The organism is Pelatocladus sp. BLCC-F211, assembly GCF_041928655.1.
Taxonomy (GTDB): Bacteria; Cyanobacteriota; Cyanobacteriia; order Cyanobacteriales; family Nostocaceae; genus Pelatocladus.
This window is the reverse complement of record NZ_JBHFLM010000143.1, coordinates 1-26217: the sequence shown is the minus strand read 5'-3', so window position 1 is coordinate 26217 and position 26217 is coordinate 1. Positions and strand designations below refer to the sequence as shown.

Annotated in this window: 32 protein-coding genes; 16 read left to right on the top strand and 16 right to left on the bottom strand. The window is 38.5% G+C overall.

The genetic code is table 11. From position 1 onward, the window contains the following. Nucleotides 1–43 precede the first annotated feature (43 nt). Nucleotides 44–490 carry a DUF29 domain-containing protein gene (locus tag ACE1AT_RS17730; protein ID WP_374870629.1) on the bottom strand — a complete coding sequence of 149 codons (447 nt, stop codon included), beginning with the start codon at nucleotides 488–490 and terminating at the stop codon, nucleotides 44–46. Nucleotides 491–598: 108 nt separating this feature from the next. Between ACE1AT_RS17730 and tsaE the strand changes: the two genes are divergently transcribed. Continuing rightward, nucleotides 599–1075 (top strand): tRNA (adenosine(37)-N6)-threonylcarbamoyltransferase complex ATPase subunit type 1 TsaE, encoded by a 477-nt coding sequence (tsaE, locus tag ACE1AT_RS17725; RefSeq protein WP_374870627.1) that lies wholly within the window; start codon nucleotides 599–601, stop codon nucleotides 1073–1075. Between the two features lie 818 nt (nucleotides 1076–1893). Here tsaE and ACE1AT_RS17720 read toward each other — a convergent pair. Further along, nucleotides 1894–3351 (bottom strand): GTP-binding protein, encoded by a 1458-nt coding sequence (locus ACE1AT_RS17720; RefSeq protein WP_374870625.1) that lies wholly within the window; start codon nucleotides 3349–3351, stop codon nucleotides 1894–1896. Nucleotides 3352–3739: 388 nt separating this feature from the next. Here ACE1AT_RS17720 and ACE1AT_RS17715 point away from each other — a divergent pair, with 388 nt between their 5' ends. Further along, nucleotides 3740–4294 carry a nuclear transport factor 2 family protein gene (locus tag ACE1AT_RS17715; RefSeq protein WP_374870623.1) on the top strand — a complete coding sequence of 185 codons (555 nt, stop codon included), beginning with the start codon at nucleotides 3740–3742 and terminating at the stop codon, nucleotides 4292–4294. Between the two features lie 653 nt (nucleotides 4295–4947). Here ACE1AT_RS17715 and ACE1AT_RS17710 read toward each other — a convergent pair. Beyond that, a complete protein-coding gene (locus ACE1AT_RS17710) occupies nucleotides 4948–5823 on the bottom strand; it encodes a metallophosphoesterase (protein ID WP_374870621.1) in 876 nt (291 codons plus the stop codon). Between ACE1AT_RS17710 and ACE1AT_RS17705 the strand changes: the two genes are divergently transcribed. Next, a complete protein-coding gene (locus ACE1AT_RS17705; protein ID WP_374870619.1) occupies nucleotides 5818–5997 on the top strand; it encodes a hypothetical protein in 180 nt (59 codons plus the stop codon). The two genes, ACE1AT_RS17710 and ACE1AT_RS17705, sit on opposite strands and share 6 nt — an antisense overlap. 326 nt (nucleotides 5998–6323) lie before the next feature. Here the strand turns inward: ACE1AT_RS17705 and ACE1AT_RS17700 are convergent, their stop codons facing one another. The 8 genes from ACE1AT_RS17700 to cysE form a co-directional block, all read right to left on the bottom strand. Continuing rightward, nucleotides 6324–6860: a (2Fe-2S) ferredoxin domain-containing protein gene (locus ACE1AT_RS17700; protein WP_374870652.1), complete on the bottom strand. Its 537-nt coding sequence runs from the start codon at nucleotides 6858–6860 to the stop codon at nucleotides 6324–6326. Between the two features lie 125 nt (nucleotides 6861–6985). Next, nucleotides 6986–7189, bottom strand: coding sequence for a putative nitrogen fixation protein NifT (gene nifT, locus ACE1AT_RS17695; RefSeq protein WP_374870617.1), 204 nt, complete (start codon nucleotides 7187–7189; stop codon nucleotides 6986–6988). Nucleotides 7190–7201: 12 nt separating this feature from the next. Beyond that, complete coding sequence (locus tag ACE1AT_RS17690; protein ID WP_374870615.1) at nucleotides 7202–7480, bottom strand: nitrogen fixation protein NifZ; 279 nt, start codon at nucleotides 7478–7480, stop codon at nucleotides 7202–7204. After that, nucleotides 7467–8600, bottom strand: a complete 1134-nt coding sequence (nifV, locus tag ACE1AT_RS17685; RefSeq protein WP_374870613.1) for a homocitrate synthase — start codon at nucleotides 8598–8600, stop codon at nucleotides 7467–7469. Before nifV ends, ACE1AT_RS17690 begins: the two co-directional genes overlap by 14 nt. Nucleotides 8601–8853: 253 nt before the next feature. Continuing rightward, on the bottom strand, nucleotides 8854–9018 hold the full coding sequence (locus tag ACE1AT_RS17680; RefSeq protein WP_374870611.1) for a hypothetical protein: 165 nt from the start codon (nucleotides 9016–9018) through the stop codon (nucleotides 8854–8856). Nucleotides 9019–9170: 152 nt separating this feature from the next. After that, on the bottom strand, nucleotides 9171–9371 hold the full coding sequence (locus ACE1AT_RS17675) for a DUF2949 domain-containing protein (protein ID WP_374870609.1): 201 nt from the start codon (nucleotides 9369–9371) through the stop codon (nucleotides 9171–9173). 115 nt (nucleotides 9372–9486) lie between these two features. After that, complete coding sequence (locus tag ACE1AT_RS17670; protein WP_374870607.1) at nucleotides 9487–9738, bottom strand: Asr1405/Asl0597 family protein; 252 nt, start codon at nucleotides 9736–9738, stop codon at nucleotides 9487–9489. Nucleotides 9739–9788: 50 nt separating this feature from the next. Further along, on the bottom strand, nucleotides 9789–10496 hold the full coding sequence (gene cysE, locus ACE1AT_RS17665; protein ID WP_374870605.1) for a serine O-acetyltransferase: 708 nt from the start codon (nucleotides 10494–10496) through the stop codon (nucleotides 9789–9791). Between the two features lie 656 nt (nucleotides 10497–11152). Between cysE and ACE1AT_RS17660 the strand changes: the two genes are divergently transcribed. Continuing rightward, nucleotides 11153–11479 (top strand): hypothetical protein, encoded by a 327-nt coding sequence (locus tag ACE1AT_RS17660; protein ID WP_374870603.1) that lies wholly within the window; start codon nucleotides 11153–11155, stop codon nucleotides 11477–11479. Here ACE1AT_RS17660 and ACE1AT_RS17655 read toward each other — a convergent pair. Further along, nucleotides 11476–11658: a hypothetical protein gene (locus ACE1AT_RS17655; RefSeq protein ID WP_374870601.1), complete on the bottom strand. Its 183-nt coding sequence runs from the start codon at nucleotides 11656–11658 to the stop codon at nucleotides 11476–11478. The genes ACE1AT_RS17660 and ACE1AT_RS17655 overlap by 4 nt on opposite strands. Before the next feature lie 14 nt (nucleotides 11659–11672). Beyond that, nucleotides 11673–12512, bottom strand: a complete 840-nt coding sequence (locus tag ACE1AT_RS17650) for a class I SAM-dependent methyltransferase (protein WP_374870599.1) — start codon at nucleotides 12510–12512, stop codon at nucleotides 11673–11675. Between the two features lie 221 nt (nucleotides 12513–12733). Between ACE1AT_RS17650 and ACE1AT_RS17645 the strand changes: the two genes are divergently transcribed. The 3 genes from ACE1AT_RS17645 to ACE1AT_RS17635 all read left to right on the top strand — a co-directional run bounded on the left by ACE1AT_RS17645 (nucleotide 12734) and on the right by ACE1AT_RS17635 (nucleotide 14094). After that, nucleotides 12734–13036, top strand: coding sequence for an LD-carboxypeptidase (locus ACE1AT_RS17645; RefSeq protein ID WP_374870597.1), 303 nt, complete (start codon nucleotides 12734–12736; stop codon nucleotides 13034–13036). A gap of 5 nt (nucleotides 13037–13041) precedes the next feature. Then, a complete protein-coding gene (locus ACE1AT_RS17640) occupies nucleotides 13042–13617 on the top strand; it encodes a hypothetical protein (RefSeq protein ID WP_374870595.1) in 576 nt (191 codons plus the stop codon). Between the two features lie 207 nt (nucleotides 13618–13824). Next, a complete protein-coding gene (locus tag ACE1AT_RS17635; RefSeq protein WP_374870593.1) occupies nucleotides 13825–14094 on the top strand; it encodes a GlsB/YeaQ/YmgE family stress response membrane protein in 270 nt (89 codons plus the stop codon). Between the two features lie 449 nt (nucleotides 14095–14543). Here the strand turns inward: ACE1AT_RS17635 and ACE1AT_RS17630 are convergent, their stop codons facing one another. Together ACE1AT_RS17630 and ACE1AT_RS17625 are read right to left on the bottom strand one after the other, a co-directional pair. Beyond that, entirely contained in the window at nucleotides 14544–14822 is a 279-nt protein-coding gene (locus ACE1AT_RS17630) for a hypothetical protein (protein WP_374870591.1), read from the bottom strand. A gap of 183 nt (nucleotides 14823–15005) precedes the next feature. Continuing rightward, the gene (locus ACE1AT_RS17625) at nucleotides 15006–15938 is read right to left on the bottom strand and encodes an AEC family transporter (protein WP_374870589.1); all 933 of its coding nucleotides are present in this window, start codon (nucleotides 15936–15938) and stop codon (nucleotides 15006–15008) included. Nucleotides 15939–16817: 879 nt separating this feature from the next. Here ACE1AT_RS17625 and ACE1AT_RS17620 point away from each other — a divergent pair. From ACE1AT_RS17620 to hisS, 9 genes are all read left to right on the top strand, one after another. Then, a complete protein-coding gene (locus tag ACE1AT_RS17620; protein WP_374870587.1) occupies nucleotides 16818–17282 on the top strand; it encodes a hypothetical protein in 465 nt (154 codons plus the stop codon). Nucleotides 17283–17553: 271 nt separating this feature from the next. Then, nucleotides 17554–18384: a hypothetical protein gene (locus tag ACE1AT_RS17615; protein ID WP_374870585.1), complete on the top strand. Its 831-nt coding sequence runs from the start codon at nucleotides 17554–17556 to the stop codon at nucleotides 18382–18384. Then, nucleotides 18374–19411 (top strand): MFS transporter, encoded by a 1038-nt coding sequence (locus ACE1AT_RS17610; protein ID WP_374870583.1) that lies wholly within the window; start codon nucleotides 18374–18376, stop codon nucleotides 19409–19411. Before ACE1AT_RS17615 ends, ACE1AT_RS17610 begins: the two co-directional genes overlap by 11 nt. A 404-nt stretch (nucleotides 19412–19815) precedes the next feature. Then, nucleotides 19816–20565 carry a red chlorophyll catabolite reductase gene (locus ACE1AT_RS17605; protein ID WP_374870581.1) on the top strand — a complete coding sequence of 250 codons (750 nt, stop codon included), beginning with the start codon at nucleotides 19816–19818 and terminating at the stop codon, nucleotides 20563–20565. A 169-nt stretch (nucleotides 20566–20734) separates the two neighbouring features. Further along, complete coding sequence (locus ACE1AT_RS17600; protein WP_374870579.1) at nucleotides 20735–21778, top strand: nitrilase-related carbon-nitrogen hydrolase; 1044 nt, start codon at nucleotides 20735–20737, stop codon at nucleotides 21776–21778. Nucleotides 21779–21896: 118 nt separating this feature from the next. Further along, nucleotides 21897–23312, top strand: a complete 1416-nt coding sequence (locus ACE1AT_RS17595) for an aldehyde dehydrogenase family protein (protein WP_374870577.1) — start codon at nucleotides 21897–21899, stop codon at nucleotides 23310–23312. Next, nucleotides 23305–23895, top strand: coding sequence for a hypothetical protein (locus tag ACE1AT_RS17590; protein ID WP_374870575.1), 591 nt, complete (start codon nucleotides 23305–23307; stop codon nucleotides 23893–23895). Before ACE1AT_RS17595 ends, ACE1AT_RS17590 begins: the two co-directional genes overlap by 8 nt. 13 nt (nucleotides 23896–23908) lie before the next feature. After that, entirely contained in the window at nucleotides 23909–24355 is a 447-nt protein-coding gene (locus ACE1AT_RS17585) for a DUF3598 family protein (RefSeq protein WP_374870573.1), read from the top strand. A gap of 98 nt (nucleotides 24356–24453) precedes the next feature. Then, nucleotides 24454–25842 (top strand): histidine--tRNA ligase, encoded by a 1389-nt coding sequence (gene hisS / locus ACE1AT_RS17580; protein WP_374870571.1) that lies wholly within the window; start codon nucleotides 24454–24456, stop codon nucleotides 25840–25842. Nucleotides 25843–25876: 34 nt separating this feature from the next. Here hisS and ACE1AT_RS17575 read toward each other — a convergent pair whose 3' ends face one another. Next, a complete protein-coding gene (locus ACE1AT_RS17575) occupies nucleotides 25877–26047 on the bottom strand; it encodes a hypothetical protein (protein ID WP_374870569.1) in 171 nt (56 codons plus the stop codon). Nucleotides 26048–26217 lie beyond the last annotated feature (170 nt).

Below are 26217 nucleotides of genomic sequence, written 5' to 3'. Positions count from 1 at the left end.
GCATTGGTTTGAGGCTTGTTTCTCTGTCGAATTTAAATTGAATTTAACTGGTTAACCAATCGATATCAAGTAATTGGTCAAGGGAATATGGGCATTCTAGGGGAAATTTGACAGAGTTTTGAGTTTTAATTTTCACAAATCCTAATGCATCTTTATAAATAGAATTCAATTCTGAATCTAAATAATTACGAAGATTGGTAGTCAGTCTTCGTCTTAATTGAGTTCTGAAATTATAGATTTCTTCTTGCCAGTGAACTGCATTATATTCGGATTCATTTGTCCAATATTGAAGTAATAATAGATGACGGATGATCTGTTCTAATAAGCTGGCTACAGCATTTTTCTTTTCTCTTCCCAAATCCTCTAGTTCCTCAACTAAATTCTCTAAATCTAGCTCTTGAAATTGTTGATTTTTAATCAATTTTACTGTTTCTTCTAGCCATTGATAATCATCAATTTCGTAGAGTTGTTTCAAATCATTAACTTTCATAATACTTCGCACCTAAACATCTCTAAGCTTTTCGAGACAATATCAATTATAAAATGTACTTTGAAGCAACGGATAATATTAAGTGTTCAAACGAACATGATATGAGCTATGAAAATTTTTCTTACTGATGCAGAGGCGACGCGATCGCTTGGTATCATTCTTGGTCAATACCTGAGTGCTAATAGTGTGATTTTGTTGGAAGGTGATTTGGGTGCTGGTAAAACAACTTTGGTACAAGGTCTTGGTGAAGGTTTAGGTATCACCGAACCGATTGTCAGTCCTACTTTTACTCTGATTAATGAATATACGACAGGACGGCTTCCTCTGTACCATCTGGATCTGTATCGCCTAGAACCGCAAGAAATCGCAGCTTTAAACTTAGAAACCTACTGGGAAGGTTTTGAGGTTGCGCCGGGAATAGTGGCGATCGAATGGGCGGATAGAATGTCCTATCAGCCACATAGTTATCTCAGTCTGCATTTGAGTCATGAAGAGCAAGGAAATCGTCAAGTTGAGATTACTTGCCATAATTTCGTGATCAATGCCGAAATTATGGCTCTCTTTAAGCACTATCTTGATAGCTGAGGCTGTTTGTTTATCTACCACTACCACGTTCACTAGAAGGATCAAATAGCATTGTTATTTCTCTTACCTAAACTTAGTGATCATTCTTTCAAAAAATAGTTAATTCAACGTTAACAACTGCATTTTTTTGATATTAGTTTCAGGTTTGATGATTTGTTACAAATGATAATGTAGTAAATAGATCACATTGACTATTTTATCTATTGTGTTTTTTTAAACAGTAGTTTTGTATCATTTTTATTGTTTTCATATTTTTTTGTTATAAAAAAATAGCTGCTGATGCTATTTATAAGACTTTTTAGCAGATTTAGATTATTGCTGAAGTCTTGCCAAATCTATGTTTTTTATACCTGTCTCTGATATTTTTGGGCAATCATATTAGTAATACCAGTTCAAAAGCTGAAAAAATAAACTATCTTTTTATGTCAAAATATTGGCTAAAAAATTAACATAATTTAAATCATACTATTTTTCATAAACTGATAACCAATTCTTGATGATTTTTAGCATATGGATTGTTATGTATTTATTCTCTACAAAATTTGTAAAACAAATCCGGATTTTGAAATACCTAAATTTAGTTGATATAAAGTTAAACCATGATGTTCTTATGCATAAGTTAAATGGCTGATGAATAGGCTAATAATTCCCAACTAAAACTCAAAATTTATACATCACAAAAATAAAATTTTCTTTGATAAGTAAATCTCATCAAAAAATATAATGCAAACTATTGACACGTCCTATTAAACAGGACTAAATATTAATAGAGAAGGGCGATCGCATGAGCGTTGTTATGAAGTGCATCAAGCATAAACTTATACTCGCTTAATTTTCGCCCGCAATTCTTCCTTAATTCGATTCAAAATCGAACCCTCGTCCAAAGTTGCCAAAATCTTATTAATCACCACCTTCGGCCCATCTGGTCCCCAGGTTGCACCATTCGCCAAATAAGCTTTGGTGACTTGTCCAATTCCATAGGAAGAAACACCAGCGACACCTGCTTGTGTCAATGCTACGGATATATAGGGCGCAAAAGATGCGCCACCTGTGGCTGGTGCAGAGATACCCAGTAAAGTTTTCAGGGAACTTAAACCGAGATTTGCCAATAATTCACTTGCAGCAATACCACCCATACTTAAGGCTATTGTTTTGAGTAACTTTACAGCTCCTGATTCATTCATCGGAATACCGTAGAGTTTAGATAAACCCAAAATCAAAGCAACATCAATCGCTGCACCACTAAGAATATCAACTACTGTTAAAGGATTAAGGGCGATCGCAGCTGCTTTTGTCATCACTGCTTTCCAAATCAATTGATTAGCAGCATTTTCCCGAATCATCAGTTTACGCTGCACCAATTGTTCATTCACATTGTCAGCATACAGCATCGAATTGAGAGCAACCAAGGCTTTACCTTCGCGCTGCAAAATTTCCAAAATTTTCAGCTTCAACTCTTCTACTTGAGCATTACCTTGACGCATCTGCACGCCCCTGCTACCGTCAGGGCGACGAACTACTGTCCGCACTAGTGGTGATGCTGCTGACATGACAATTTCATCTGGCGAGAGTAATTCCCGTACCCGTTCATCGCGAATTTTGTGATAAATTGCCATCCGGTCTGCTTCTGGATACTGATCGACTTTGTTAAACACCAGCAACATCGGTTTACCTGCTTCCCGCAATTGGGAAAGAGCTTCGTGTTCAACTTTGGTCATATCACCAGAAATCACAAACAGAATCAAATCTGCTTGTTTTGCGATGTGTTCTGCTAAAACAGCGCGGGTATCACCATCAACTTCGTCTAATCCTGGTGTGTCAATCAATTCTACTCGCGATTGACCAGTCCCAGAAAGGGTTACTCGCAAAGCGTGTTCTGTCTCCCCAATAGCTTCTTCGGTGATTGTCCAATTTACTCTTTGGGCGTTACGAGTTACACCGTGCAAAGGCCCGGTTTCAAATACAGTCTGACCTACCAACGCATTCAGTAAAGAAGACTTACCCCGTCCGACCATCCCAAAAGCAGCAATATGTACTACCATGCTGTCTAATTTGCCTAGCATGGTTTCAAGATCATTAATTTCTGTTTCCAGTCCTGCTTGTTCTTCAGGAGAAAGGTCTAGATTGGCTACTAAATTCCGCAGTGCTGTTTGTGCTTGTTTGTAGTTCAGTTCTGCTTGAATATCTTCAAAGCTAAAAATAGCGTTATCTAATTCTTTTTCCCAATTAGATGCATTACTTTGATGAGGATCTGGTAAAGGCAATATTGAAGTCATGTTTTCTTAACGAACCACAAAGGACACGGAGAACACAAAGAATTTTATAAATAACTGTCTTTTTCAACTTTAGCTATTTATTTTCAGTGATGACTCTTCTGTGAAAAACAAACTATTAGTGTTCTCCGTAGCTAAATGTCGCAAACTCTTTGCTATCTTATTTTTCTCATGAGAGTGACGGAAGAGTAACATGTATTATTTTTAACTCAAGTTCATAATTTATAGTGTTTGGGAAAATTTTCCTAAAGCGTTTATACGTAATGATTTTTTCTAGTTGCCTAGAATATCTTTTTGTGGGAAGTTAGTATTTATGGCAACTAAGTATTTGATTTTGATCTTACTTGCCTTTTAAACAAGTTATACATTTCACTCAAAGGAGAATCAGTAAATGTTTTGGGGTGCTTTCTCACGTCTACCACGACGTCTAACCCTCGCTGCTGTGGTCGCTACTCTAATTGTGCTACTCGGAGGTGTTTTCAACACTGCTCCGGCGGCACAACCTAACGCTACAGAAGAAATTCAAAATTTGACAGTTTGCTATGCACTCGGAACCGATGCTATTGGTAGAGGAAATATCCAGCAAGGTAAAGACATTTATCGGAATTGTTTTACTGATAATGCAGAGATCATCGCCATCTTTCCGAATGGGAATACCGAGACACGTGTGGGAACAGATACTTGGGCTGATTTTGTTTATTCTGTATTTCAAGGAAATGGCTATACGGCTACGCAACACCTGATTGGTAGTGTCAATATTCAAGTACAAGGTAATAATGCAACTATGTCTTCTTACCTCCATGCAACTCACAAGCGTTCTGAAACGAGTATTGATGTTGCTAATGGCACTTATGAAGACGAAGTTGTCCGGGAAAACGGGCGCTGGAAAATTAGCCGTCGTACGCTTAAGCTGATCACGTTCCTAAACCTCGCTTCTCCACAATAGGACTCGTCAAATTTGAATTCAGGGTTTGTAGTAAGCACTTTAGTGCTTAAACAATAAGGACTTAAGTCCTTACTACGAACTTTCCTTATGCATAGGATTTGACGCGGTGACGAGGAGAGGGAAAGAAGCGGGGATCACTCTCCTCTAAACGGAAAATTCAAGTAGATACTATTGATAATATCAAAATCTGTAGTCAATTATTGCGAAAAATTACTACGAGTCACATTTGGTAAAAAAAATTCTTTTCTGAGAAAAGTCATGCTAATTTAAAAAGTAGGCACAGAGCAGTTAAAAACTTTAACCACAGCTTATTGGATTAGGGCTTGTGCCGCCGCCTCTAGTCTAGTCGCAACGAATCCTCTGTTATTGCATCCTTTGAATGTGTTTTCGCCTTGAGTTCATTTAGTTGTTTTGGAGGTTTTTGAACGCACAGCCAAGAATGCCTGCCTAGCTGGAATTGATTAAGGATGCTTTAGACGGAAGAATCTGTAGTTGCGAGCTTTGTCCACTTTATCTGAGTTATTTTGATCTGAATCTCAAATCGTATAAATTTATTAAGGATATTGATAAACTACCGCTGGTTAATGACGTTGTTCGGTCATAACTGGCGGTAGTTTATTATTGGCTAATCTAAGTTTTCTCAGAGGGAACTGTTAGCCCTCTGTTCTCTGTTCCCTATTCCCTATTCCCTTATTTTGTAAAGTAATAACAGTCACTTCTGGTGGACAAAATAAGCGTCCTGGTGGATAAGTTCCTAAACCACGGTTGACATATAACTGATTTTTTTCCACTTTGTGAAATCCTTTTGCCCATTCCCAATGTCGCATCACTTTTACAGAGTTACCTCGCAAAAATGGTATCCATCGCTTTACTTTTGAGGGGGTTCTGTAAACAAGTTTTTTATAGTAAATTACTATCGGTCCCAGACCTGGAACTACAATTTGACCACCATGAGTATGACCAGATAGCTGTAAATCTACTCGCCATTTTTGTAGAAATTCAGCAGTATCGGGATTGTGTGATAAAACAATACAAGGTTTTTTCGGATCTAATTGGTTCATCACAGATGCAGGATTAAACTCCCGTGACCAAAAGTCAGCAAGTCCAACTAGAGGTAGTTCTTCTCCCAAAGGATAAGCAATTTCGTTCCAAAGGACTTTGATTCCGATATTGGTGAATGCATTGATGATTTCTGCTTTGGAATCGCGAGAACGATAATAGCGTATATCATGATTGCCGAGTACAGCATAGGTTCCCAGGCGACTTTGTAAGTTTTTGAGTCGCAATACTAGTTGGTGAATAGGAGTTGGATCATCTGTAACATAATCACCAGTTAGTACAACTAAATCCGGTTCTGCTTCATTACTGGTGGCGATCGCTTGTTCTAACATTTTTTCTGACAGTCGCAGACCATCATAATGTAAGTCTGACATCTGCACCAGCTTCGTACTTTGTAATGATGCTGGCAAATCTGCTATGTTAACTGCTAATTTTTCTACACTTAAAGGGCCAGATAATAACCAATGCATCGTGCTGAAACTACTCCTGGAGCAAGCGACTTAAGTTTAACAAATACTCATCTTTTTAGTCTGAGTCAGCCTACTAACTTCTCAAAAAATTTATATAAGCAAATTGATTTACAGTATTTCAGTTTAAGTAACTTCACAGATCAAGATGGTTTTGAGACTTGTGATCAAGGTTAGCTGGCGAATCAGGGATGACACCCCTCATCAAGATTTTTCGTCATTCCACCAGATGTAGAGACGCGTTCACCGAAGGTGTTCCCGTTCCCTCGAAGAGGGTTCCGAAGGTAGGGTAATTTCGCGTCTCTACAAATTTATGTGTATCGTGATTAACGTGAAATGGTATCAGACCCACAATTCGCCAGCTGTATCCTAAACCGAGAATCTTGTTGTTCACGAATGATTTAGGAATCCTATATAGCGTTTCCTAAGCAACTGAGGTATACCCCAATCCTTCTTAATAAAGTTAATAGCTTTGAAAACGTACCTCACTAGGTCGAGAACCGCTATAAATGGTCTTCTAACAAAGATGCGATCGCTTCGGGATGGACTTTTTTAAATTCTTTTTGACCCAGTTGCACAATACAGTTAGGCGCGCTACTACAACATTTTAAACAGCCAGTTTCCTCAATAATCACTTTATCTTGCAAGCCGCGATCGCACAAAATCTTTTCTAATTCTGACAATAAACCTTTTCCACCCCGTTTACGACAACCAGATTTTTGACAGACTAAAATTTTGGCTTTAGCTTGTTGGGGATTTTTTTGATTGGGACAAACGCCTAATGGTTTTACACCATAAACTTTAAATTTAATTTTACCATTGTGGGTGTTTAACTTGCTTAAACCAAATATACGCAAAAGTTCGCCGGGTTGCAAGTTGATACCAAGATATGCACGCAGTTGTTTTGGAAGTTTTAGTTGTACTTCTCCAGATGCGATCGCTAAACGTAAATATTTAGAATCTGCTGATGAATTACCGACAAAACCAAGGAATTGTCCTTCTAAATTAAATTCTGATAATGTCAAGTATTTGCCGCCCATTTTAAAATTTATTTGGTAGATGGTGGTTGATTGTTGGTTATTGGTTGTTAGTAGATGGTTGTTAGTAGATGGTTGTTGGTAGATGACAATTAATATTTCCAAACAACTAACAACTACGAAAAAAATTATGCGAGACGTCTAGCTTCAAAGGTTTGAGGTAAAACTAATGGGTCTGGTAGGTTAGGAAACTCTAATTCCCAACCATTTGCCAAAGTAAAAATTTTACCTTCAGAACCTTCTGTTTCTTTGACAACTTCTTCTTCGAGGTCTTTTTTAGCAACGTAAACAACTAAAGTACCAGCGTTATTTCTCCGTAGCATTACTTTCATAAATTTACTTTCCTATTCTAAGTCTTTAGATTTTTCAACTAGTTCTAGTTCTTTTTTGCGACACCCAATAATAAATCCTGTTTCGAGGAAATGTACTGCATAAATATAGGATCTTTGTAAAAATGAACCTATACTAACGACGTAACCAATATCTCCTTTTTTAGCGAGAATTGTCCCAATTTCTTGACCAGGAAAAGTTCCATCGTTTTTAATTTGTTTGCGGAGCCGGACTTTATCACCAATGTCAAAAGCTGGCGGATCGTATAGTTCAACTTCATCATCTGATTGCATGAGAAACCCTCTGTTCGTAAACTAAATTTAAAAGTTCTTGGGTGGTGAGACTGCGTTTTTTCTGGATAGATTGTTGTCTAACTGCATCTAATACAGATTGAGTTTCTTCTGTGTTGAGAATAATGCCGTGTTGCTGTAGTAAATTAGATAACAAATGTCTACCAGAATGTTTACCTACAACTAAACGCCGTTCCCAACCTACTTCTTCGGGTGCAAATGGTTCGTAGGTGGTGGGATTTTGGAGTACGCCGTGAGCATGAATTCCAGATTCGTGAGCGAAGGTATTTTCACCCACAATTGCTTTCCAAGGTGGGACACTCGAACCAGATGCTGCTGCTACGAGTCGAGATAGTTCTAATAAACGTGGTGTATCGATGCCAACATCTATACCATGAATGCGTTTGAGAGCCATGACAACTTCTTCTAAAGCTGCGTTACCGGCTCTTTCGCCTAATCCGTTGACTGTGGTATTTACTGATGAGGCTCCGGCTTTGATACCAGCAAGGGCGTTTGCAGTCGCTAAACCGAAATCATTGTGGGTGTGAATTTCCACAGGAATCATCAAAGCGCCAACCAGCCGATTTACTTTTGTGTAGGTGCTGAAGGAGTCGAGAACTCCAACTGTATCGCAGAAGCGAAACCGCGATGCGCCCCATTCTTGAGCGTAATGGGCGACATCAAAGAGAAAGTTTTCATCAGCACGAGAAGAATCTTCTCCTCCAACCGCAACCCAAAGACCTTGATCAACAGCAAAGCTGATACTATCTTTGAGTTGTTGCAGAGTTATGCGCCACTGACCGTGAAATTTGGTAGCTATTTGAATTCCAGAGATCGGAATGGAAATGTGCATTCTTGTCAAACCACAGGACATAGACGCCTGAATGTCTGAAATCACAGCCCGATTCCAACCTAGTAATTTTGCTGATAATCCCAAGTCAGCAATTGCTGCGATCGCTTGCTTTTCTGACTCACCCATCGCCGGAATCCCGACTTCGATTTCGTGAACGCCGATCGCATCCAGAAATTTGGCGATCGCTACTTTTTCTTGTAGGTTAAAAGCAACACCCGCCGCTTGTTCGCCGTCACGCAGAGTTGTGTCATTAATAAGAACTTTATTCATTACATAAATACCTCTAATGAAGTTTGTAGACGCACTTTAGACGACTACCTACGGGGTAGTATGAAGGATGAAGTGTGAAGTATGAAATGTGAAATCTAAAATTTTTTCATCATTCAAGCTTCAGTCTTTAGTCTTTATCCCTCATACTTAATCATTCATCCTTTAGCCTTCATCCTTAATCTTCATTCTGACTCAAGCAATAACTTGAATTCTGTATGACATCAAACCAGGAATTGGTATAAATTAACAGTTATCAGTTATCAGTTGCTCTTTTTAATAACTGTTCACTGTTTACTGATTTCAGGATTTCGTCTTCAGGATGATGAGGAATTTCATTGAATAGCATATAACTCATGAAATTCTCTGCTATCCCTGATAAAATCAATAAGCTCAATCCAGCAATTAATGTAGAAATCATAATGTTTACCTCAGTAGTAAAAAATTGAAATTTCAAATATCAAAGAATAGTTTGTTCTTTTAAATTCGTAATCGTTATTTTTTGAACACTAGGTGCTATAACATAGGTAGATGAATTTCTCAAATGTACTGGAATTTTGATTTTTAATTTGCTTAAGCTTGTTTTTCTAACCAATCAAAAATCCGCTCAAGCTGTTCTATATCAACTAAGCCATACTGCCACAGCAGCATTGGTAATGGTCCATTTTCTAATTCACGTTTTCGCAGAGCTACAGCGATATCTCTACTTGACAGTTCAAGTTCATTCTGCAAAAAATTGATAAATCTGATCTCACTTTGACAGTTGGCTACCATAGAAAATTTAACTTTAACTTCAGTGTTCTTCTGCTGAAAAATCCTGCCCCCAAGAATACTAGTCTGAAAAATTAACTCTCGAAAATTACCCCAAACAATTGTGTAGATAAAATAATCACATCTGCCAACATCGTTCTAGCCAATCGATTAATTCTTGGCGAGAAACCGAAAACTGTTTGACGATACTGTGAACAAGAATTACTGTGAGAAAATTATCTACCTGTACTCGTAAAGAACCATCAGAATCACATAAACAGGGAATCATCAACTCTTGCAAGCGGTGATAAACTTGCCAGCGATCGCTTAAAGGAATCTGCACAATACAATAGTGATCGCCTACAATATTAGATGTGTAAGGTGGTAACATTTATTTAGTTGGTTGTTGATTGTTGGTGGTATAAATTCAATGACCAATGACTATTGACTTTTAAGACTTTGCAATTGTTGTTCAAGCTGTTCTACGCGTTCTTGTAAAGAACGAATTAGAGTTGCTTCGACATCGGGAAGTTTGCCATGTTCGAGAGGAGAGAGGCGATCGCTTTTTTTGTGGGAAATATTGCGTCCAGGAATACCTACTACAGTGCAATCACTGGGGACATCTCGTAGCACGACTGAACCTGCACCAATACGGACGCGATCGCCAATGTCAATATTCCCCAAAACTTTTGCACCTGCTCCCACGACAACGTTTTCACCCAAAGTCGGATGACGTTTACCCATTTGTTTACCGGTTCCACCCAAGGTGACACCTTGATAAATCAAGCTGTAGTCGCCGACAATGGCGGTTTCGCCAATCACGACGCCCATACCATGATCGATAAATACGCCTTTACCAATTTCTGCACCTGGATGAATTTCAATCCCTGTCAACAATCGCCCCAGGTGAGAAATCAACCGGGGAAAAAAACTTATCTGATGACGGTGTAACCAGTGGGCGAAACGATGTAAACACAATGCATGGAATCCGGGATAGCAAAACAGCACCTCCAACCAATTTCGTGCTGCTGGATCACGCTCAAAGATAATGCGAAAATCACTCCACAAAAGTTCAAAAAAAACGCCATTTGCACTATCCAGTGTTTTGGCAGTATTTGAATTCTGAATACGGTTTAAGGTCTGTTGCATTGGTAATGCTCTGATTCAAAGCAGTGCGCTATTTTTCTGCTTATACCAGATACCTGTTCAACAGACAGTCCAGCCAATGACGATTGAATTTATTGGATTAATTAAAGTTGTACTCAAGTACCCCAATCCCTCATTTCATCAAGATTTAAAATTTGCCTGGGGGTAGGGGTACTAGCATTTTTAGAATAGGGGTACTAGTATTTTTAGGTGAGGGACTAGGTATTTTAGTACTCAGCCTCTAGTCCTTTGCTTGTAAGACTTTGCAACGATTTAAGCAATATATTTTTGCATAACTTAACGTGTACTCACCCAACCGAAAATGTGCGGTCGATAATATTAAAAGTAGAATTTCTGTATATGGAAATACTATTAAAATTTTATGATTTTGTTGGTGAAAAAACAAGTGGAGAGTTAGCGCCCTGCAATCAGTTTGTAGTGAGGACTAAAGTCCTCTATGAGTGCTGTACGCGCAACGTTCCCGCAGGGTAGCGCTCACTACGAACCCAGCTGGCGTTGACTTGTCAGAGTACTAGCGATCACTATATCCAGAAGATTCAAGAATTGGGGAACGCTACATTACAAGTTCTTGCTAACAGATACCCATTCTTCTAAAGTTTGTAACAATATAGTTAAGATAGCTTTGTTGAGGTAAGGTTATGAAACCTTTTACTTCAGTAGTTTTACCAACTTTATTGGCTGTGGCTGCAACTTTAGCTTTTGGGCAAAGTGCTAAAGCTGATATTGTGATTCGATACAATGGCAACAATCCATACTATCAACAGTATCAGGAGTATTACCCTGACTATAGAGAGGATGATTACCGAGTTTATCATCCAAGGTATCATCGTGTGTATCGTTCAGAAGATTACCCAAGGTATCGTTATAAATATCGTTTAAGAAATCGTTCAGGCAATCGAGTAGATTATCGAGTAGATTTTCCAAACTACCATATTCGCTATCGTTCTGACGATTATGACGATTAGCTTTTAACCATTGTGGCTTCAGTTATATTCCACATTCTGAAAACGTGCGATCGCTCTGACTTACTGCTGGAGTGTTGCTGAGTGCTGACTATCTCTAGTTCGGGTAATTTGGGCGATTGCAAAACTTTTTTGGGAAAAGACGCTGAAGCGATCGCCCTCAATCCTAGTGATGTAACCATTAGGGCTTTAGGGCCTACACCCTCTGATAAGAGAGAATCAAATAACGAATTAGCTGCAAACGGCTAACCCATTCAGCCATAACTGTAGAATTGTCTGGTTGTGGATTTTCTCCTATGCTTTGCAGTTGCCGCAAGAATGGATATGTTGGTAAGGTATTCAGGGTAATATCTTCTTCTAAAATTGAGGTAAATCCTGTGGTTTGAGCTAACCTTCGATATGCATTCAGGGTGATATTACTGTCAACATATCCAAAAAAATTACTCAAAAAAGGTTTAATTAAATATGACCCCAGTTGCATGAAGGGAAGAAAAGCTTCTTGGGGTACAAAGTCACAAAGAGCAAGTTTTCCTCCTGGTTTTAATACTCGCCATGCTTCTTGAAAAAACTTTTGGCGACTAGGAAAATGAAATATACACTCTACTGCTAAAACTAAATCAAACGATTTATCTGCAAATGGTAACTGACAAGCATCTCCTTCTATAAATTCGATGTGATTGCTGTTGCGGGGTTGCACTAGTTCTTTGGCTCTTTGAAGTTGACGGGGGTCGATGTTTAAGCCGACTAAGTGCATGTGAGTCAAACGATCGCTTAAGCTGGCGATCGTACCACCAAAACCACAGCCACAATCCAAAATTCTTTGTCCATCACTTGCACTACCAGCATCACACACTCGCCGAGTCAAATTTTCGGCAGCGTTGACAAAGTCATCTATGGAACCATCAGCAGTGGTAGGATTTTGCCAATAGCCCCAATGTACATGATGCCCAAAGCTTTTGATGACTTCGGTTTTACCTTGGCGAATGTCTTCAAAAAGTTGATCAAAATAAGGTAGTTCAATTTTCTGGTTTTGCAAGATTGGATACCAATTTATTTGTGTGTATTGTACCCATGAACCAGTATCGCTTCCGACGATTATTTACTGAAGATTTTACATTCTACGCGCTGCTGAATTTCCACCTCAAAAAAGTAAAAGGTAAAAGGTAAAAGCAATGGGAAGGTTTTTTACTTTTACCTTTTGCCTTCGCGTTTTTCCTAGCATTGGATACAAGTTTTAAATGATACTATAGTTTTTTCATGAATATCAAGCGCCGAAAATACCTCAAAAGCCTAGTAATATCTACTTTATTCGCTCATATTCAACCTTTTTCTGCCCAAGGCAAGCAAGATAAAAATTCCGTACTTAAGCCACAGCGTTTACAAGCGGGTGACACAGTAGGATTAATGAGTCCTGTTGGTATAATTGAGGCGAAAGACCTTGAACAGGCAAAACAGACCTTTGGATCATTGGGATTAAAAGTCAAGTTAGGCAAGCATGTTTTAGACCGTTACGGCTATTTAGCAGGTCAAGACAGCGATCGAGCCACGCTGCTGATGTGAATAGGATGTTTGCTGATAACTTCATCAAAGCTATTGTTGCTATGCGTGGTGGTTCAGGTTGCGATCGCATCTTAAGAAGCAGCTATGAGTTGATTGGAACTTACTTGGCAAATATTCTGTCTCCGGAATTGAGCTATGAGTTTAGTCAGTTTATGGAAATTAAGGGCGATTCTGAACAGAAAACTATTCAAAATTCTGGATCGGTTCTCAAGCTACGTCAGCTGGTAGGATCAGCAGCAGTTGTGGCTTCTGTAGGAATAGCTGGCTATGTAGCTGGTTTTGCTGTTGCTAAACAGGAAAGTGACTCTAAAGCAAGCATTCAACAGGCAAAATTACAAGGAAAATTATGCCGGAAGTTCAATCGTGGTGAAGTCCAACCAGAGGATGTTGCTGCTGGTGGTAAGATGTCTAATGTCCAGGATATTTTAGCAGATTTACAAACAGTGCAAATTGAGCTAGCGAAAAAAAGACTTGTGTATGTGGAAGAACAACCAACAATCATCAAGTTGAAGGCTCAAGAAACAGCTTTGAAATCTTTATTAAAGCAGCGTATAGATGGTATTTGTAATGCTGTGAATTAAGTAGGTCGGCACATTGCTTTGTTGCCTATTGCCCATCGCCTTTGAATTGATTGTCTATTTGCAATTAGGCATATATCAAAAGGAATGGTAACAATTTAAGTATTACTTCTGGCTAATTAATAATTAGTACTGTTGGTAGATTGGATGTCAATGTTGTGACTGTTAATCTGTATTTGTTAGTAAAAAACGTTTACCAAATACAGAACAATGAATATTCTTGCTTGGATTGTTTTAGGTCTAATCGCTGGTGCTATTGCCAAAGCTATCTACCCCGGTCATCAAGGTGGTGGCATTTTAGGAACAATTCTTTTAGGTATGATTGGTGCATTTGTTGGTGGTAGTTTAGGTGTATTTTTCGCGACAGGACGCTTTGCCCTAGCAGCTTCAACTCTGAGCATTCCCGGTATTTTAGTGGCAGTTCTTGGTGCAATTGTCGCCATTTTCTTGTGGAACGCATTAAGTCGTCGTGCTGTGTAATTAGTTAAATTGCACTCAATTTATAGTAGAGTTCAGGGAATTCATTTCACTATATTTTCTCCCTGAATTTAAATAAAACAGTAGCGTCAACCTAAATACAGGCAGGCGCTATTATTACTTTTAAACCTCGTCCATCTTGAAAAGAGGAGTTTTTCAAAAAGGACATTATGTAGGTTGGGTTACACTCCGTTCCACCCAACCTACAAAACTACAGTTCTCAAAGTAGACGTGGTTTAATAAACAAAATAACTGGGTGCGATCGCTTGATTGAAGTGATGGTTGACTAAGAGCGATCGCACTCTTAATTCAGTCTGATTAAAATATAAAACCACACAGTCTTATAATTGTGGTAAGTTTATTATATTAATTTTTAAGCTGACAAATTTAATTAATAATTAGTTATGCCGTGACTGTCTTCCACAGATAAATATTCTGTTCGATTCACACTACTAACTGATTTTAAATCTCCAGTTGACTGCACGAGCTTTACCGTAGTGACGTAGAGGTAATAATTCATCACTAGGAGCAAATTCGTAATTTTTTCCAGGAGTACGAAATCGCCAGTTGACTGCACGGGGTTGACGATATGAGCGTTCAGAGTTAGGAATAAACTCAAAAATATTAGCACGGTATATGAGTTTTATTTTCTGAGATTCACCAGATTCGATAGAAGTTTGAGATAGAGGATTTTTGATAGAATCGTCGCCGTTTGTTGGTGTACTTGCCATTTTATTTGCTCCTCAGATGAAAGCCATTGTATGCATACAAGGAGCTACAAAATCAGGTTGCAGTATTCCGGATTGTGTCCAAATTTTTGTATTGCTCTGCTCTGTTACAGGTGAACTGAAGGCTGTTTTTTGCCTTGGTACTACAAAAACGCAAACGCAAAGAACATCTCGAAACTGTCGATTTTAGCCAAACATCAATATCCACAAAGGCAACATTAACAGTAGCAACAATGTCGAGATAATGATACTGCTAGCGATTAAATCGCGATCAAGATTATATTCTTCTGCCAAAATTAGACCAGCAAAAGCTGAAGGCATTCCAGACATTAAGACCATAGCCAAACGCTGATCGCCTGACAATCCTAGTAACCATGTGGTTGCAAGACCAACAAATAGAGGTATAATACAAACCTTGATGATAGCGGGAATAAAAGCAGGTTTTATACTTTTCCATCCCCGTAATTGTGCTAAACGAATACCAGTGAGCAAGAAAGCACTAGCAATGACGATACCAATAGATCCTTGCAATCCTGATTCAATTGTTTGGGGAAATTGGACTTTTTGAGTGAGCATACCAACTATAAAAGCCCATAAAGAAGGTACAGTCAGTACTTCACGCAATTGCATCCACCAGCTAGTTGAGGATTTTGATTGACTAAAGTAGCTAGCAACCACAACCCCTAAACCGTAAGGACCAATGACATTGTGAGTCACACTGTAAAGTACAGCCCAGCCCAAAGCTTCTGAATTAATTAAGAATGGGGCGATCGCTAAACCGACAAAACCAGTATTTCCCAGGATAGCAGCAAGTATAAAACTAGCAGGGTTATGTGAGTATGCTTTAAATCTCCATAAAACTAGCAGCACCAGCATCAAGCCCAAAGCTAATGACCCAAGTGTAATGATTGGTGCGAGTAAGGGCAAACCTATGTCATGATTGAAGTTACCCAACTGACTTTGACGAGCTAACACAAACAGCTCTAGTGGTACACCAACCCAATAAAGACCCCGTCCCAAGAACCGAGGCAGCCATTGTGGTAAAAATCTACATATAGATAGCCCCAGACTTGTCCACAAAATCAGGGGCATATAGGCGTGAAATAAGGTTTCTGTCATAAATAATATATATAATTATCAAGAATTATATACAATTATCAAGAATCAGAGACACTCTTACCTTAATTAATTGATCCTCATTGACAATTGCCAAGAAAGAAGCAATCAGGAAACAGAAAAATCATAACCAAAGATAGATGATTTAAAATTCAATTTTCTTGTTCTGTTTTTATCAATTAAATTACTTAGTTTTAAATTACACCTTATTTTCTCTGGGCTTGTACTATAAAAGACAAAATTATTGATGTCAAAAGTGTTTTTAATTCGTGTGCAAGTTTAGACAGATGATCTTGAATAGCATGAACTAGACACTTGAGTTGTTCAACAGTCAAACTTAATTCGCTTTGTAGTTGTTCTAGTTCTTGTAACCGCGCCTCAACATAACTTTTAAAACACTTGGACGATCACTGTATCTATCATTTACCTCCATCATACCTTCCTTGAGATTTTTGAGGATGATGGGGCGTAGTAAATGATATTCTCGTACTACTTATTCTGGGTTAAAGTTTTGTTTTGCTCTTAAAAAACCATGATGAATACTTGCTATGACTAGAATTTCCATATCATTTTCTTGATATTCAGCTAACACAGTTACTAAAGCATTTATAACATCATTAATATGTTCGCGGATATTTTAGGCGAATCACTCTTTTTTGTCCAAAGTTCAATAATTTTGGAAACAGGTATTTTTGCATACCTGTGATAGTCCCCTGATCTCAATCCTTACGTCTAAAGTCCAATATATTACCCATAAGGGTACTGTCTAACATCTGACAATTTATATATATTACAAACAAAGGACAGCTATTTATGTAACACCATAATTGATTTTTGTCCAAAGTTAAATAAGTGATCATCCTGTTATTTAAGGAGAGAAAAATGGTTAAAACAAAAGTACCAAGTCAAGAGACCAAGCTAACAAAAGCTAGCGAGCTAAAAACGGTAATCAGTGGTTCTTATAGAAAGCATTTACGGGAAATATTACTCTTGAAGAACTTTCTAATAACTGAAGGTATTGAAGTTCTTGCACCTGTAAGTGGCACTGCTATAAACGTTGATGATGAATTCATTATTCTTGATAGCGATCCTCTAAACGATCCAAGGATTCTTCAGGATTCAATTTTTGGAAGAATGCGACAATCTTCCTTCCACGTAATATTAAATAAAAATGGCTATTTAGGAAATGCAGCCTTACTTGAACTGGGATACGCTATAGCGATTGGACTCCAAATTTTAACGTTAGAAGAAGTAACAGATCCCAATCTTTCTGTTTATTGTCGAAATTTTGTTGAAGTTTTTCCAAATTGGAGAGGATTTGAAAAAGCTAATCTAGTTACTCAATAAAAACTTGTTAGATCCATTTACACACACTAGATTGAGCAAGTTTAACATTAATCTAAAAAGTAATTAGAAGATTATAAAACTTGCTCTTATCATATCTAGCTAAAGATTCATTAGCTAATTATAGCGTTCCTTTGTTTGGTGAGGTACATATTTAAAGCTGGAAAGCTTGGCAAATATAGATTTTGGTGTACCTCATTTAAATGGAATTGCTATCTATAAACATGCGACAAAATTATAACATAAATATTGCTAAGAGGAGGATAAAATCTGTATGTTATCTAAAAATGTAATTTTAGATTTAGGTAGTAGGACAGCAAAGCTTTATATAGTTGATAATGAAGTTCAAAATATTAACAATGTTAATTGGGAAATAATAGAGGGAAAAAGCTCAAAACAAAGCATTCGGAGTTCTTTACTAAAACTCCTACAGCCTATTCAAGATAATAAAATACATAGAATTCATGCCATTGGTACTGAAGCTATGCGACGTGATAAGAAATTAGAAAATATGGTGTCTTCGATTTGTCAATCTCTTGGTATTTTGTACACAACTATCAGCCAAGAACATGAAGCTAAATTGATTCAAGGGGCAGCAATAAAAGCAAATATTACAGATAAATATGACATCATTAATGCTGGTGGTGGCAGTATACAGATTGTTCTGAAAGAATGCTCTAAACCTGTTCTTTTAAATTTTGGAATTAGTACTTTAAATGATAGATTTTACTTACTAGAACCAATAGAAAATCGAAAAATAGAGGAATGTATTGCGTGGATTAAGAAGCATTTACCCGAAACTACTGGTTCGTTTGCTTATACTGGAGGAGAAGCGACTTACCTAAAGCATTTTGGAGTTCCTTTACAAGCAGACCATACTTGCTTAAAAACTTATTTTTCCAATTTTGCTGACAGTATCTCTAATTTTGATACTCAATATTTAGAAAGAGTATCACCCTTTGGATCTAAATGGATGCGAGGAGCGATCGCATCTAACTGTATTGTACTTGCTTGTTTAGAAAAGGCACAGACCAATTATTTTCTCCCTAGTGATTTGAATATTTCCCATGGCTTCATTGAGGAAATTAGATTAAATGTTCAGTAGCACTCATAAAATTTACCTGCTGAAACTACTACTTTGTTCAAATATCTACCTCATAATATTTTTTCAACTACTTCTGGATAATGGCCTCAGTAGTAACGAGATTGTTAACGCAATTTCATTTGGAACAATCTGTATGCTTGTAGGTGATATTTTAAGCAGCTTATTTGCTGATTCTTTCGGACCAAAAAAAATAATCCTTACTGCTGCACTTGTACAAGCATTATCAGTTTATCTTCTTCCTAAATGTTCAAGTTTTGAGCAACTGCTCGCTATAGAGTTTCTGATTGGAATATCGTTTCCAACGATATACGGTAGTGATTCTAAATGGTTAAAACATATTTGTTCAAAAGATAAATATTCTGAGAAGAAAAATCAATCAGTTTTTTGGCTGAGTCAATTTGCAAGTGCCTTAATAGGCTGTCTTTTACTTGGATATCCAATTATCGCCTGCTATTTAAGTATGTGTTTATACTTAATTGGCTTCTTCATTTGTCTACAGTTACCAGATGTTCCTAGTAATTTAGCTACTAACTATCTTTTTAATTTCAAATTAATAGTCGAATGGATTTTCAAGGAAAATAAAATAAAAAGTATTTTATTTTATGGCTCTATAATGGGTATATTAAATTCTTATTCTTGGTTGTTGCAGTATTACGTTACTAAAGACTACGCAAAAGTTCCAATAGTTTTTGCTATTATTCAAGTTATTGGAGCAGGGCTTTCTCTAACAGGCAGCTTACTTTCAAAAAAGCAAATCAATCGTGGTTACTTGTTACACATGGTATATGGAGTCATGGGTTTTTATCTGTACTACACTTTTAGTAGTACCGTCTTCGCACTCTGGCTCTCCATAGGTTTAGGACTTCTATTGCGTGGAATGCTCAGTGTCGTAGCACGTAACAGTCTTTTGAGCAATTACCATGCCCAACAACCAATAGCTTCACTAATATTTACGTTAACTGGAACAGCAAGAATTGTCCAAGCAATCACTTTGTATATAATTAGTTTTTTGGCTTTACACAATTGAAATATGAATCTGAGCGATCGCCAAAAGACTTGGGAATAATTATAAACGACATGATAAGTTTATTCAGAGCTGCGCTTAGTAAGTGCGGTTTTTTATCTTATCTTTGATTGCTTACCTCTCGTCTATAAGCCCAAGGCTCCTGATGTAGACCAAAAAATTTCGGGGGAGATGATGGACACAACGCACTAAGATAACTCAATGTTTGATTCTGCTGAAAGAGTGATATATCCTTAGATTTTTTACGCTTTGCCCAAAAATACTGATTTTAGGGTGTAGAAGTTTATGAATTGAAAATTGATAAACTTTTGCAGCAAACTCAGCTAGAAAAAAGCGATCGCATTCATAATAAAACCATTACTGCCAAGCTCTCAATTATCCGTAGGGATACTATCTAAAAGAACTTTATGGTTGAGCAGCAAACAAATCTAGACAATACACCTGTGTTTGAACAGCTATGGAAGATCACGAATGAACTCCGAGAAAAACTAGATGCCCGTTTTGAACTGCATCCCAACCATGCTACACAAGAATTACAAAGCTACTCTTCCTTGACAGGAGAAGCTCATGGCTCACTCAAAACTTTCTCCGGTTCCGAAATTAATTGGATGGTACATGCATGGTTGCGTGATTCTAAAACAGGCTTTAGCAACATGCACCTAACTATTTGGTTAGGCTCACAGATTCGTGTACCACATCTTGCTTACGGGTTTGGTACAGTTCCACATCTGTTTTGTTATATGGATTATATTCCTCGTTCGGATTTATTTACTGACTTGGAATATCTAGATCGCTACTATGAACCAGTTAATAAAAGATACTTGGAGTTGCAGGCAGATCCTTGTCTGAAAGAATTTATTAGCAAAACTTTATACATGAGACAAGCGCAATCGCGAACAAGTATCTGTTTTACCAGCCAAATCACAAACGAGACAATGACTCTGGTTCAGACTATAGCTCACGAAATGATGGATCGGTGGTTGATTTGGGTAGATAGAGCTGAACCTGTAGCCCAAGAGGAGCAGCAAGCCCTAGCTGCTCGTGATTTGTTTATACGTCGTACCATTGCTGAACGTGATCCAGACAATCAACTCGCTATACGCTTGTTCGGGGCAGAAATGACCGATAAATTAATCCGAGCCTTATGGGCTGGTTAAAGGCATCTAAGTAGAACAGCGTAAATAATTAAAGGTTTGTAGTGAGGACTTTAGTCCTCAAATAAGGACTGTACGCGCAGCGTTCCCGCACGGTAGTCCTTACTACGAATTAGATTCCAATAATTTTACATTACTTCACATAGTTTGTTTTTTCCAAATCGTTCTACTTATGGCAGATAATACCAATACACTCAATTCATACCGCGCTTTAGCACTGCAAGTAACATGTCACGCAGTAAACCAAGCAAGCGATCGCCAAACAGCTCGTTCTTTAATGCAAAATAATATTGAGCGCATAGGACAGCAAATAGCTGCCAGTATCGCTTTTATTGGTTCCGACTGTCGTTTAATTGTTTTACCAGAGTACTTTCTCACAGGTTTTCCTATGGGAGAATCACTTGCTGTGTGGGCGGAAAAAGCTTGTTTAGAAATGAGATGTACAGAGTATGATAGCCTCAGTAAAATTGCCCAAAAACTAAAAATTTTTCTTGCTGGTAACGCCTACGAACTCGACCCTAATTTCCCAGACTTATACTTTCAAACATGCTTTATTATCAACCCATCCGGTGAAATAGTTTTGCGTTATCGGCGTTTGAATTCCATGTTTGCACCGACACCCCATGACGTTTGGGATAAATATCTTGATTGCTACGGTTGGGATGGTGTTTTTCCGGTAGCGAAAACCGAAATAGGTAATTTAGCAGCTTTAGCATCAGAAGAAATTTTATATCCAGAAGTAGCCCGGTGTTTAGCAATGCGGGGTGCAGAGATTTTTCTGCACTCGACATCAGAAGTTTACGGTAAAGAGCGCGCCCCCAAAGAAGCTGCAAAAATTTCTCGTGCAGTCGAAAACATGGCATACGTAGTCTCTTCAAATACTGCGGGTATCGTCAACACTTCTATTCCACAAGCTTCCACAGATGGTGGTTCTAAAATCATTGATTACCGAGGATTAGTTCTGGCTGAGACAGGTTCAGGAGAAAGCATGGCAGCTTTTGCAGAGATCAACCTCGCAGCCTTGCGGAGCGATCGCCACCGTCCAGGGTTAAATAATTTACTTTCCCGCCAGCGCTTTGAACTATACGCAGACAGCTACAGCCAGTCAAACTTTTACCCACCAAACACTATGCTAAATAAAGAAGTAGACCGCCAACACTTCATCCAAACCCAGCAACAAACAATCGAGCGTTTAGCCAGATTAGGAGTGATTTGAGATTGGGGATTGGGGATCGGGGATCGGGGATCGGGGATAAGGATTGGGAGACAAAGGAGAAGTATTTAACAAGTCTCTTGCCAATGACAAATGACAAATGACAAATGACAAATGACAAATGACCAAACCAATAGATATTCGTAACCCCCGTACGGGGAAATATGATTACGTAATTATACCGCCGCCGCCCAAGCTTTTGGTACAGTTGTGTAATCGCTTGCGGAGGGCGCAAAAAGCCTGGGAACAACTCGGTTTAGAAGGGCGAATTGCAGCTTTGCAACAGTGGAAGCAAGCCATTCTTGCAGGGCGGGATAAACTTACTGAAGCTTTAGTTGCTGATACTGGGAGATTGTCAATTTCGATACTAGAAATAGACTCGTTTCTCTCTAATATTGATAGATGGTGTCAATTAGCACCAGAATTACTAGCAGAAACAGAAAAACAAACAGCAGTACCATTTATCCAATTACAACAAACAGCAGTACCTTATCCTCTGGTGGGAGTAATTAGTCCGTGGAATTTGCCATTGTTGCTCTCAACTATTGATGTTATTCCAGCACTGCTTGCAGGTTGTGCTGTGGTTGTGAAACCGAGTGAAATAGCGCCCCGGTTTATGACACCACTGTTAAATGCGATTAATACTGTTCCGCCATTGCGCGAAATATTTACTTTTGTAGAAGGAGCAGGTCAAACAGGCGCTCATCTGATTGAAAATGTAGATTTGGTTTGCTTTACAGGAAGTGTAACCACGGGGCGAAAAGTTGCAGAAGCCGCAGCTAGACGTTTTATCCCGGCTTTTTTGGAATTGGGAGGTAAAGATGCAGCGATCATTTTGGCATCGGCTGATTTAGAATTAGCAACCTCAGCATTGTTGTGGGGTTCAGTAGTGAATACTGGACAGTCGTGTCTTTCCATTGAACGCATCTATGTTGCTGAATCAATTTTTAAACAGTTTGTTGAACAACTTGTCACCAAAGCCGAACGCTTACAATTAGCCTACCCTAAACTTGAAAGTGGCGAAATTGGCCCGATCATTGCTGAAAGACAAGCCGCAATTATTAGTGATCATTTGTTAGAAGCGATAGAACAAGGAGCAGTTGTACACTGCGGGGGAAAAGTAGAAAACACTGGCGGAGGATGGTGGTGTCGTCCAACAGTTCTCACCCAAGTGAATCACAACATGAAGATCATGACTGAGGAGACATTTGGCCCGATTATGCCAGTCATGGCTTTTTCCAAGGTAGAAGAAGCAATTCACTTGGCAAATGATACTATTTATGGGCTGAGTGCAGCAGTTTTTGCAGGAGATGAAGCAGAGGCTTTAGCAGTTGCCCAATACATAGATGCAGGTGCTATTTGTATTAATGATGCAGGTCTGACTGCTCTCATCTACGAAGGAGAAAAAAATTCTTTTAAATACTCCGGTTTAGGTGGTTCACGCATGGGGACAGCTGCGTTGATGCGGTTTATCCGGAAAAAAGCCCTCTTGATTAAAACAAATTCTGCTCGCGATCCTTGGTGGTTTGATGGTTAAAAAACGAAGACTATTGTTATGGTGGGTACTGGCTAATGCTGTTGGCGGTGCTGTAGTTGGCATTTTGGAGGAAGGTGGATTCCAGTTTTTCGCCACATTAATTTTAACTGGCCCTATTCTCGGAGTTGCCCAATGGTTTGTCCTCAAGCGTTACGTCAGACAAGCAGGTTGGTGGGTATTAGCCAGTACTGTAGGGTGGTACTTGGGTATTCCAGTGACTCTCATGACAAGAGAAATTGTCAATCCCATCATTACAGAAATGCTATTGACAATAAGCCAATCTTGGGAAGCATTCTGGTTACATGTGATCAATCAGTCTGTCACCTTCGCTGTCTTGGGAGTAGCCCAATGGTTGATTTTAAGCCGTCATTTCCAACAAGCATGGCGCTGGATTTTGGCTAGTAGCGTCGGAGGATTGGTAAATGGGGTGTTAGCAGCGATGTTGACTTTAGGATTGCAAACTGTAGCAATCAAAATCAATGCACAAATGGTGGGTGCGATCGCCTATAGTACTGGTTGGACTGGAAGTGGGTTAGTCACAGGTATCATGCTTGTATGGTTATTAGCAAATCGCTATCAGTAAAAGGAGGGTAATCATGTCTTCGATTCGAGAAGAAATGCCCGTTTTAGCCCGTCATGAAGGAGATTGGGTAGGTACGTACATACTAGTTGATACACAAGGAAAAATTCTCGATCAGCATCAATCCCATCTAACTTGTGAATTTCCAGCAGATAGTGCTTATTCTTATTACCAGACTAATCGCTATAACTGGTCTGATGGTAGGAAAGAAGAGCATAAATTTCCTGCAACTTATCGAGAGCAAGCAATTTGGTTTGATACAGAACGCATTGAAGGTAAAGCTTGGGAAATAGACGATAACACAATTATTTTGTGGTTTTCCTATAAGGGAATGCCAGGAACCTATTTGTATGAAATGATTCAAATTAGTCCCTGTAATAATTATCGCGCCCGTACTTGGCAATGGTTTAAGGATAATCGAATATTTCAACGCACCCTGATTCAAGAGGAACGGATGCGATAAAGTAACTGTTGATGTTATTAGTTGGTAGTTGTTTGTGGTTTATAATTACCAACCCTTAACAATCAACAATCAACAACTAACTATTATCAATTCCAAGCATGGCAAAAAGCGAAAAAATAAACTTTTCTACTCCTAGTGGTTTTCCAGAATTCCTTCCTGGCGAAAAGCGCCTAGAAGTATATTTACTTGATACTATCCGTAGAGTTTTTGAAAGCTACGGATTCACTCCTATTGAAACTCCCGCAGTCGAAAGGTTAGAAGTTCTGCAAGCTAAAGGTAATCAAGGCGACAATATTATTTATGGTATTGATCCAATTTTGCCTCCGAATCGCCAAGCCGAAAAGGAGAAATCTGGTGAAAGTGGTTCAGAAGCACGAGCATTAAAATTTGACCAAACGGTTCCTTTAGCAGCTTATATTGCTCGTCATCTTAATGATTTAAATTTTCCTTTTGCTCGTTATCAAATGGATGTGGTATTTCGTGGTGAACGAGCAAAAGATGGGCGTTTTCGTCAGTTTCGCCAGTGTGATATTGATGTCGTCAGTCGTCGGGAATTGAGCTTGCTTTATGACGCTCAAATGCCTGCTATCATCACAGAAATATTTACAGCTATTAATATTGGTGATTTTGTTATTCGCATCAATAATCGTAAAATCCTCACAGGTTTTTTTCAATCTGTAGGAATTGAGGAAAGCAAAATTAAATCCTGTATCGGCATTATTGATAATCTGGAAAAAATTGGTGAAACTAAAGTTAAACAAGAGTTAGAAAAAGAAGGTGTTTCACCAGAACAAACCCAGAAAATTATTGAGTTTGTTAATATTAAAGGCACAGTGGACGATATGCTAGATAAGCTGAAGCATTTTGCTCAAACTATGCCAGAAGCCGAGCAATTTAATCTGGGAGTTACCGAACTAGAAACAGTAATTACAGGTGTTCGTAACTTGGGAGTTCCGGAAAATCGTTTCTGTATTGATTTATCAATTGCTCGTGGTTTGGATTATTACACTGGAACAGTTTACGAAACAACTCTGCTAGGACATGAAGCTTTGGGAAGTATTTGTTCTGGTGGTAGATATGAAGAATTAGTGGGGGTATTTTTAGGCGAAAAAATGCCTGGTGTAGGTATTTCAATTGGTTTAACCCGCTTAATGAGTCGCTTAATTAAAGCTGGAATTTTAAATACTTTAGCTCCGACACCGGCACAGGTAATGGTAGTAAATTTACAAGAGGATTTAATGCCACTTTACTTAAAAGTATCTCAAGATTTACGCAAAGCCGGAATTAACGTAATCACTAGTTTTGATAAACGGGGTTTGGGTAAACAATTCCAGTTAGCTGATAAACAGGGGATACAATTTTGCGTGATTATTGGTGCTGATGAAGCAGCAGCGCAAAAATCTTCGCTCAAAGATTTAAAAACAGGGGAACAGGTGGAAGTTTCACTAGCTAATTTAGCAGAGGAAGTAAAGAAGAGACTTAAATGATTTCAAAATAAACAAGTTTTAACGGTAGGGTGTGTTATGGACGGAACGTCCTAACGCACCGAAAAGCTAGGATGGTGCGTTGCGCTGCGCGACAACACACCCTACAAATAATATCGTGCGATCGCTCGTTTTGTAGTAATGCGATTGCTTTGATTGTCTCTATTCCTGAAACCCCTGATTGACTGCTATATGCTTGCGAAGCCATTCAGTAAATTCTTCTCTTCCTAATTCACCTGATAAGCTGTTCCACATTTAGTTTGCAATAGCAGCATTTCCTTTATTTTTTACTTTTCGTCCCCATTGAATTATTAGTTCTCCCTGATTTAACAATCTATCCAGTAAATTCTTTAACTCATCTACTGATTTAAATAACCG

What these genes read in the sequence shown, in the direction of transcription:
- ACE1AT_RS17730 (WP_374870629.1), bottom strand. Translation starts at nt 490, where the DNA reads ATGAAAGTTAATGATTTGAAACAACTCTACGAAATTGATGATTATCAA.
- tsaE (WP_374870627.1), top strand. Translation starts at nt 599, where the DNA reads ATGAAAATTTTTCTTACTGATGCAGAGGCGACGCGATCGCTTGGTATC.
- ACE1AT_RS17720 (WP_374870625.1), bottom strand. Translation starts at nt 3,351, where the DNA reads ATGACTTCAATATTGCCTTTACCAGATCCTCATCAAAGTAATGCATCT.
- ACE1AT_RS17715 (WP_374870623.1), top strand. Translation starts at nt 3,740, where the DNA reads ATGTTTTGGGGTGCTTTCTCACGTCTACCACGACGTCTAACCCTCGCT.
- ACE1AT_RS17705 (WP_374870619.1), top strand. Translation starts at nt 5,818, where the DNA reads ATGCATCGTGCTGAAACTACTCCTGGAGCAAGCGACTTAAGTTTAACA.
- ACE1AT_RS17710 (WP_374870621.1), bottom strand. Translation starts at nt 5,823, where the DNA reads ATGCATTGGTTATTATCTGGCCCTTTAAGTGTAGAAAAATTAGCAGTT.
- ACE1AT_RS17700 (WP_374870652.1), bottom strand. Translation starts at nt 6,860, where the DNA reads ATGGGCGGCAAATACTTGACATTATCAGAATTTAATTTAGAAGGACAA.
- nifT (WP_374870617.1), bottom strand. Translation starts at nt 7,189, where the DNA reads ATGAAAGTAATGCTACGGAGAAATAACGCTGGTACTTTAGTTGTTTAC.
- ACE1AT_RS17690 (WP_374870615.1), bottom strand. Translation starts at nt 7,480, where the DNA reads ATGCAATCAGATGATGAAGTTGAACTATACGATCCGCCAGCTTTTGAC.
- nifV (WP_374870613.1), bottom strand. Translation starts at nt 8,600, where the DNA reads ATGAATAAAGTTCTTATTAATGACACAACTCTGCGTGACGGCGAACAA.
- ACE1AT_RS17680 (WP_374870611.1), bottom strand. Translation starts at nt 9,018, where the DNA reads ATGATTTCTACATTAATTGCTGGATTGAGCTTATTGATTTTATCAGGG.
- ACE1AT_RS17675 (WP_374870609.1), bottom strand. Translation starts at nt 9,371, where the DNA reads ATGGTAGCCAACTGTCAAAGTGAGATCAGATTTATCAATTTTTTGCAG.
- ACE1AT_RS17670 (WP_374870607.1), bottom strand. Translation starts at nt 9,738, where the DNA reads ATGTTACCACCTTACACATCTAATATTGTAGGCGATCACTATTGTATT.
- cysE (WP_374870605.1), bottom strand. Translation starts at nt 10,496, where the DNA reads ATGCAACAGACCTTAAACCGTATTCAGAATTCAAATACTGCCAAAACA.
- ACE1AT_RS17660 (WP_374870603.1), top strand. Translation starts at nt 11,153, where the DNA reads ATGAAACCTTTTACTTCAGTAGTTTTACCAACTTTATTGGCTGTGGCT.
- ACE1AT_RS17655 (WP_374870601.1), bottom strand. Translation starts at nt 11,658, where the DNA reads ATGGTTACATCACTAGGATTGAGGGCGATCGCTTCAGCGTCTTTTCCC.
- ACE1AT_RS17645 (WP_374870597.1), top strand. Translation starts at nt 12,734, where the DNA reads ATGAATATCAAGCGCCGAAAATACCTCAAAAGCCTAGTAATATCTACT.
- ACE1AT_RS17640 (WP_374870595.1), top strand. Translation starts at nt 13,042, where the DNA reads ATGTTTGCTGATAACTTCATCAAAGCTATTGTTGCTATGCGTGGTGGT.
- ACE1AT_RS17635 (WP_374870593.1), top strand. Translation starts at nt 13,825, where the DNA reads ATGAATATTCTTGCTTGGATTGTTTTAGGTCTAATCGCTGGTGCTATT.
- ACE1AT_RS17630 (WP_374870591.1), bottom strand. Translation starts at nt 14,822, where the DNA reads ATGGCAAGTACACCAACAAACGGCGACGATTCTATCAAAAATCCTCTA.
- ACE1AT_RS17625 (WP_374870589.1), bottom strand. Translation starts at nt 15,938, where the DNA reads ATGACAGAAACCTTATTTCACGCCTATATGCCCCTGATTTTGTGGACA.
- ACE1AT_RS17620 (WP_374870587.1), top strand. Translation starts at nt 16,818, where the DNA reads ATGGTTAAAACAAAAGTACCAAGTCAAGAGACCAAGCTAACAAAAGCT.
- ACE1AT_RS17615 (WP_374870585.1), top strand. Translation starts at nt 17,554, where the DNA reads ATGTTATCTAAAAATGTAATTTTAGATTTAGGTAGTAGGACAGCAAAG.
- ACE1AT_RS17610 (WP_374870583.1), top strand. Translation starts at nt 18,374, where the DNA reads ATGTTCAGTAGCACTCATAAAATTTACCTGCTGAAACTACTACTTTGT.
- ACE1AT_RS17605 (WP_374870581.1), top strand. Translation starts at nt 19,816, where the DNA reads ATGGTTGAGCAGCAAACAAATCTAGACAATACACCTGTGTTTGAACAG.
- ACE1AT_RS17600 (WP_374870579.1), top strand. Translation starts at nt 20,735, where the DNA reads ATGGCAGATAATACCAATACACTCAATTCATACCGCGCTTTAGCACTG.
- ACE1AT_RS17595 (WP_374870577.1), top strand. Translation starts at nt 21,897, where the DNA reads ATGACCAAACCAATAGATATTCGTAACCCCCGTACGGGGAAATATGAT.
- ACE1AT_RS17590 (WP_374870575.1), top strand. Translation starts at nt 23,305, where the DNA reads ATGGTTAAAAAACGAAGACTATTGTTATGGTGGGTACTGGCTAATGCT.
- ACE1AT_RS17585 (WP_374870573.1), top strand. Translation starts at nt 23,909, where the DNA reads ATGTCTTCGATTCGAGAAGAAATGCCCGTTTTAGCCCGTCATGAAGGA.
- hisS (WP_374870571.1), top strand. Translation starts at nt 24,454, where the DNA reads ATGGCAAAAAGCGAAAAAATAAACTTTTCTACTCCTAGTGGTTTTCCA.
- ACE1AT_RS17575 (WP_374870569.1), bottom strand. Translation starts at nt 26,047, where the DNA reads ATGGCTTCGCAAGCATATAGCAGTCAATCAGGGGTTTCAGGAATAGAG.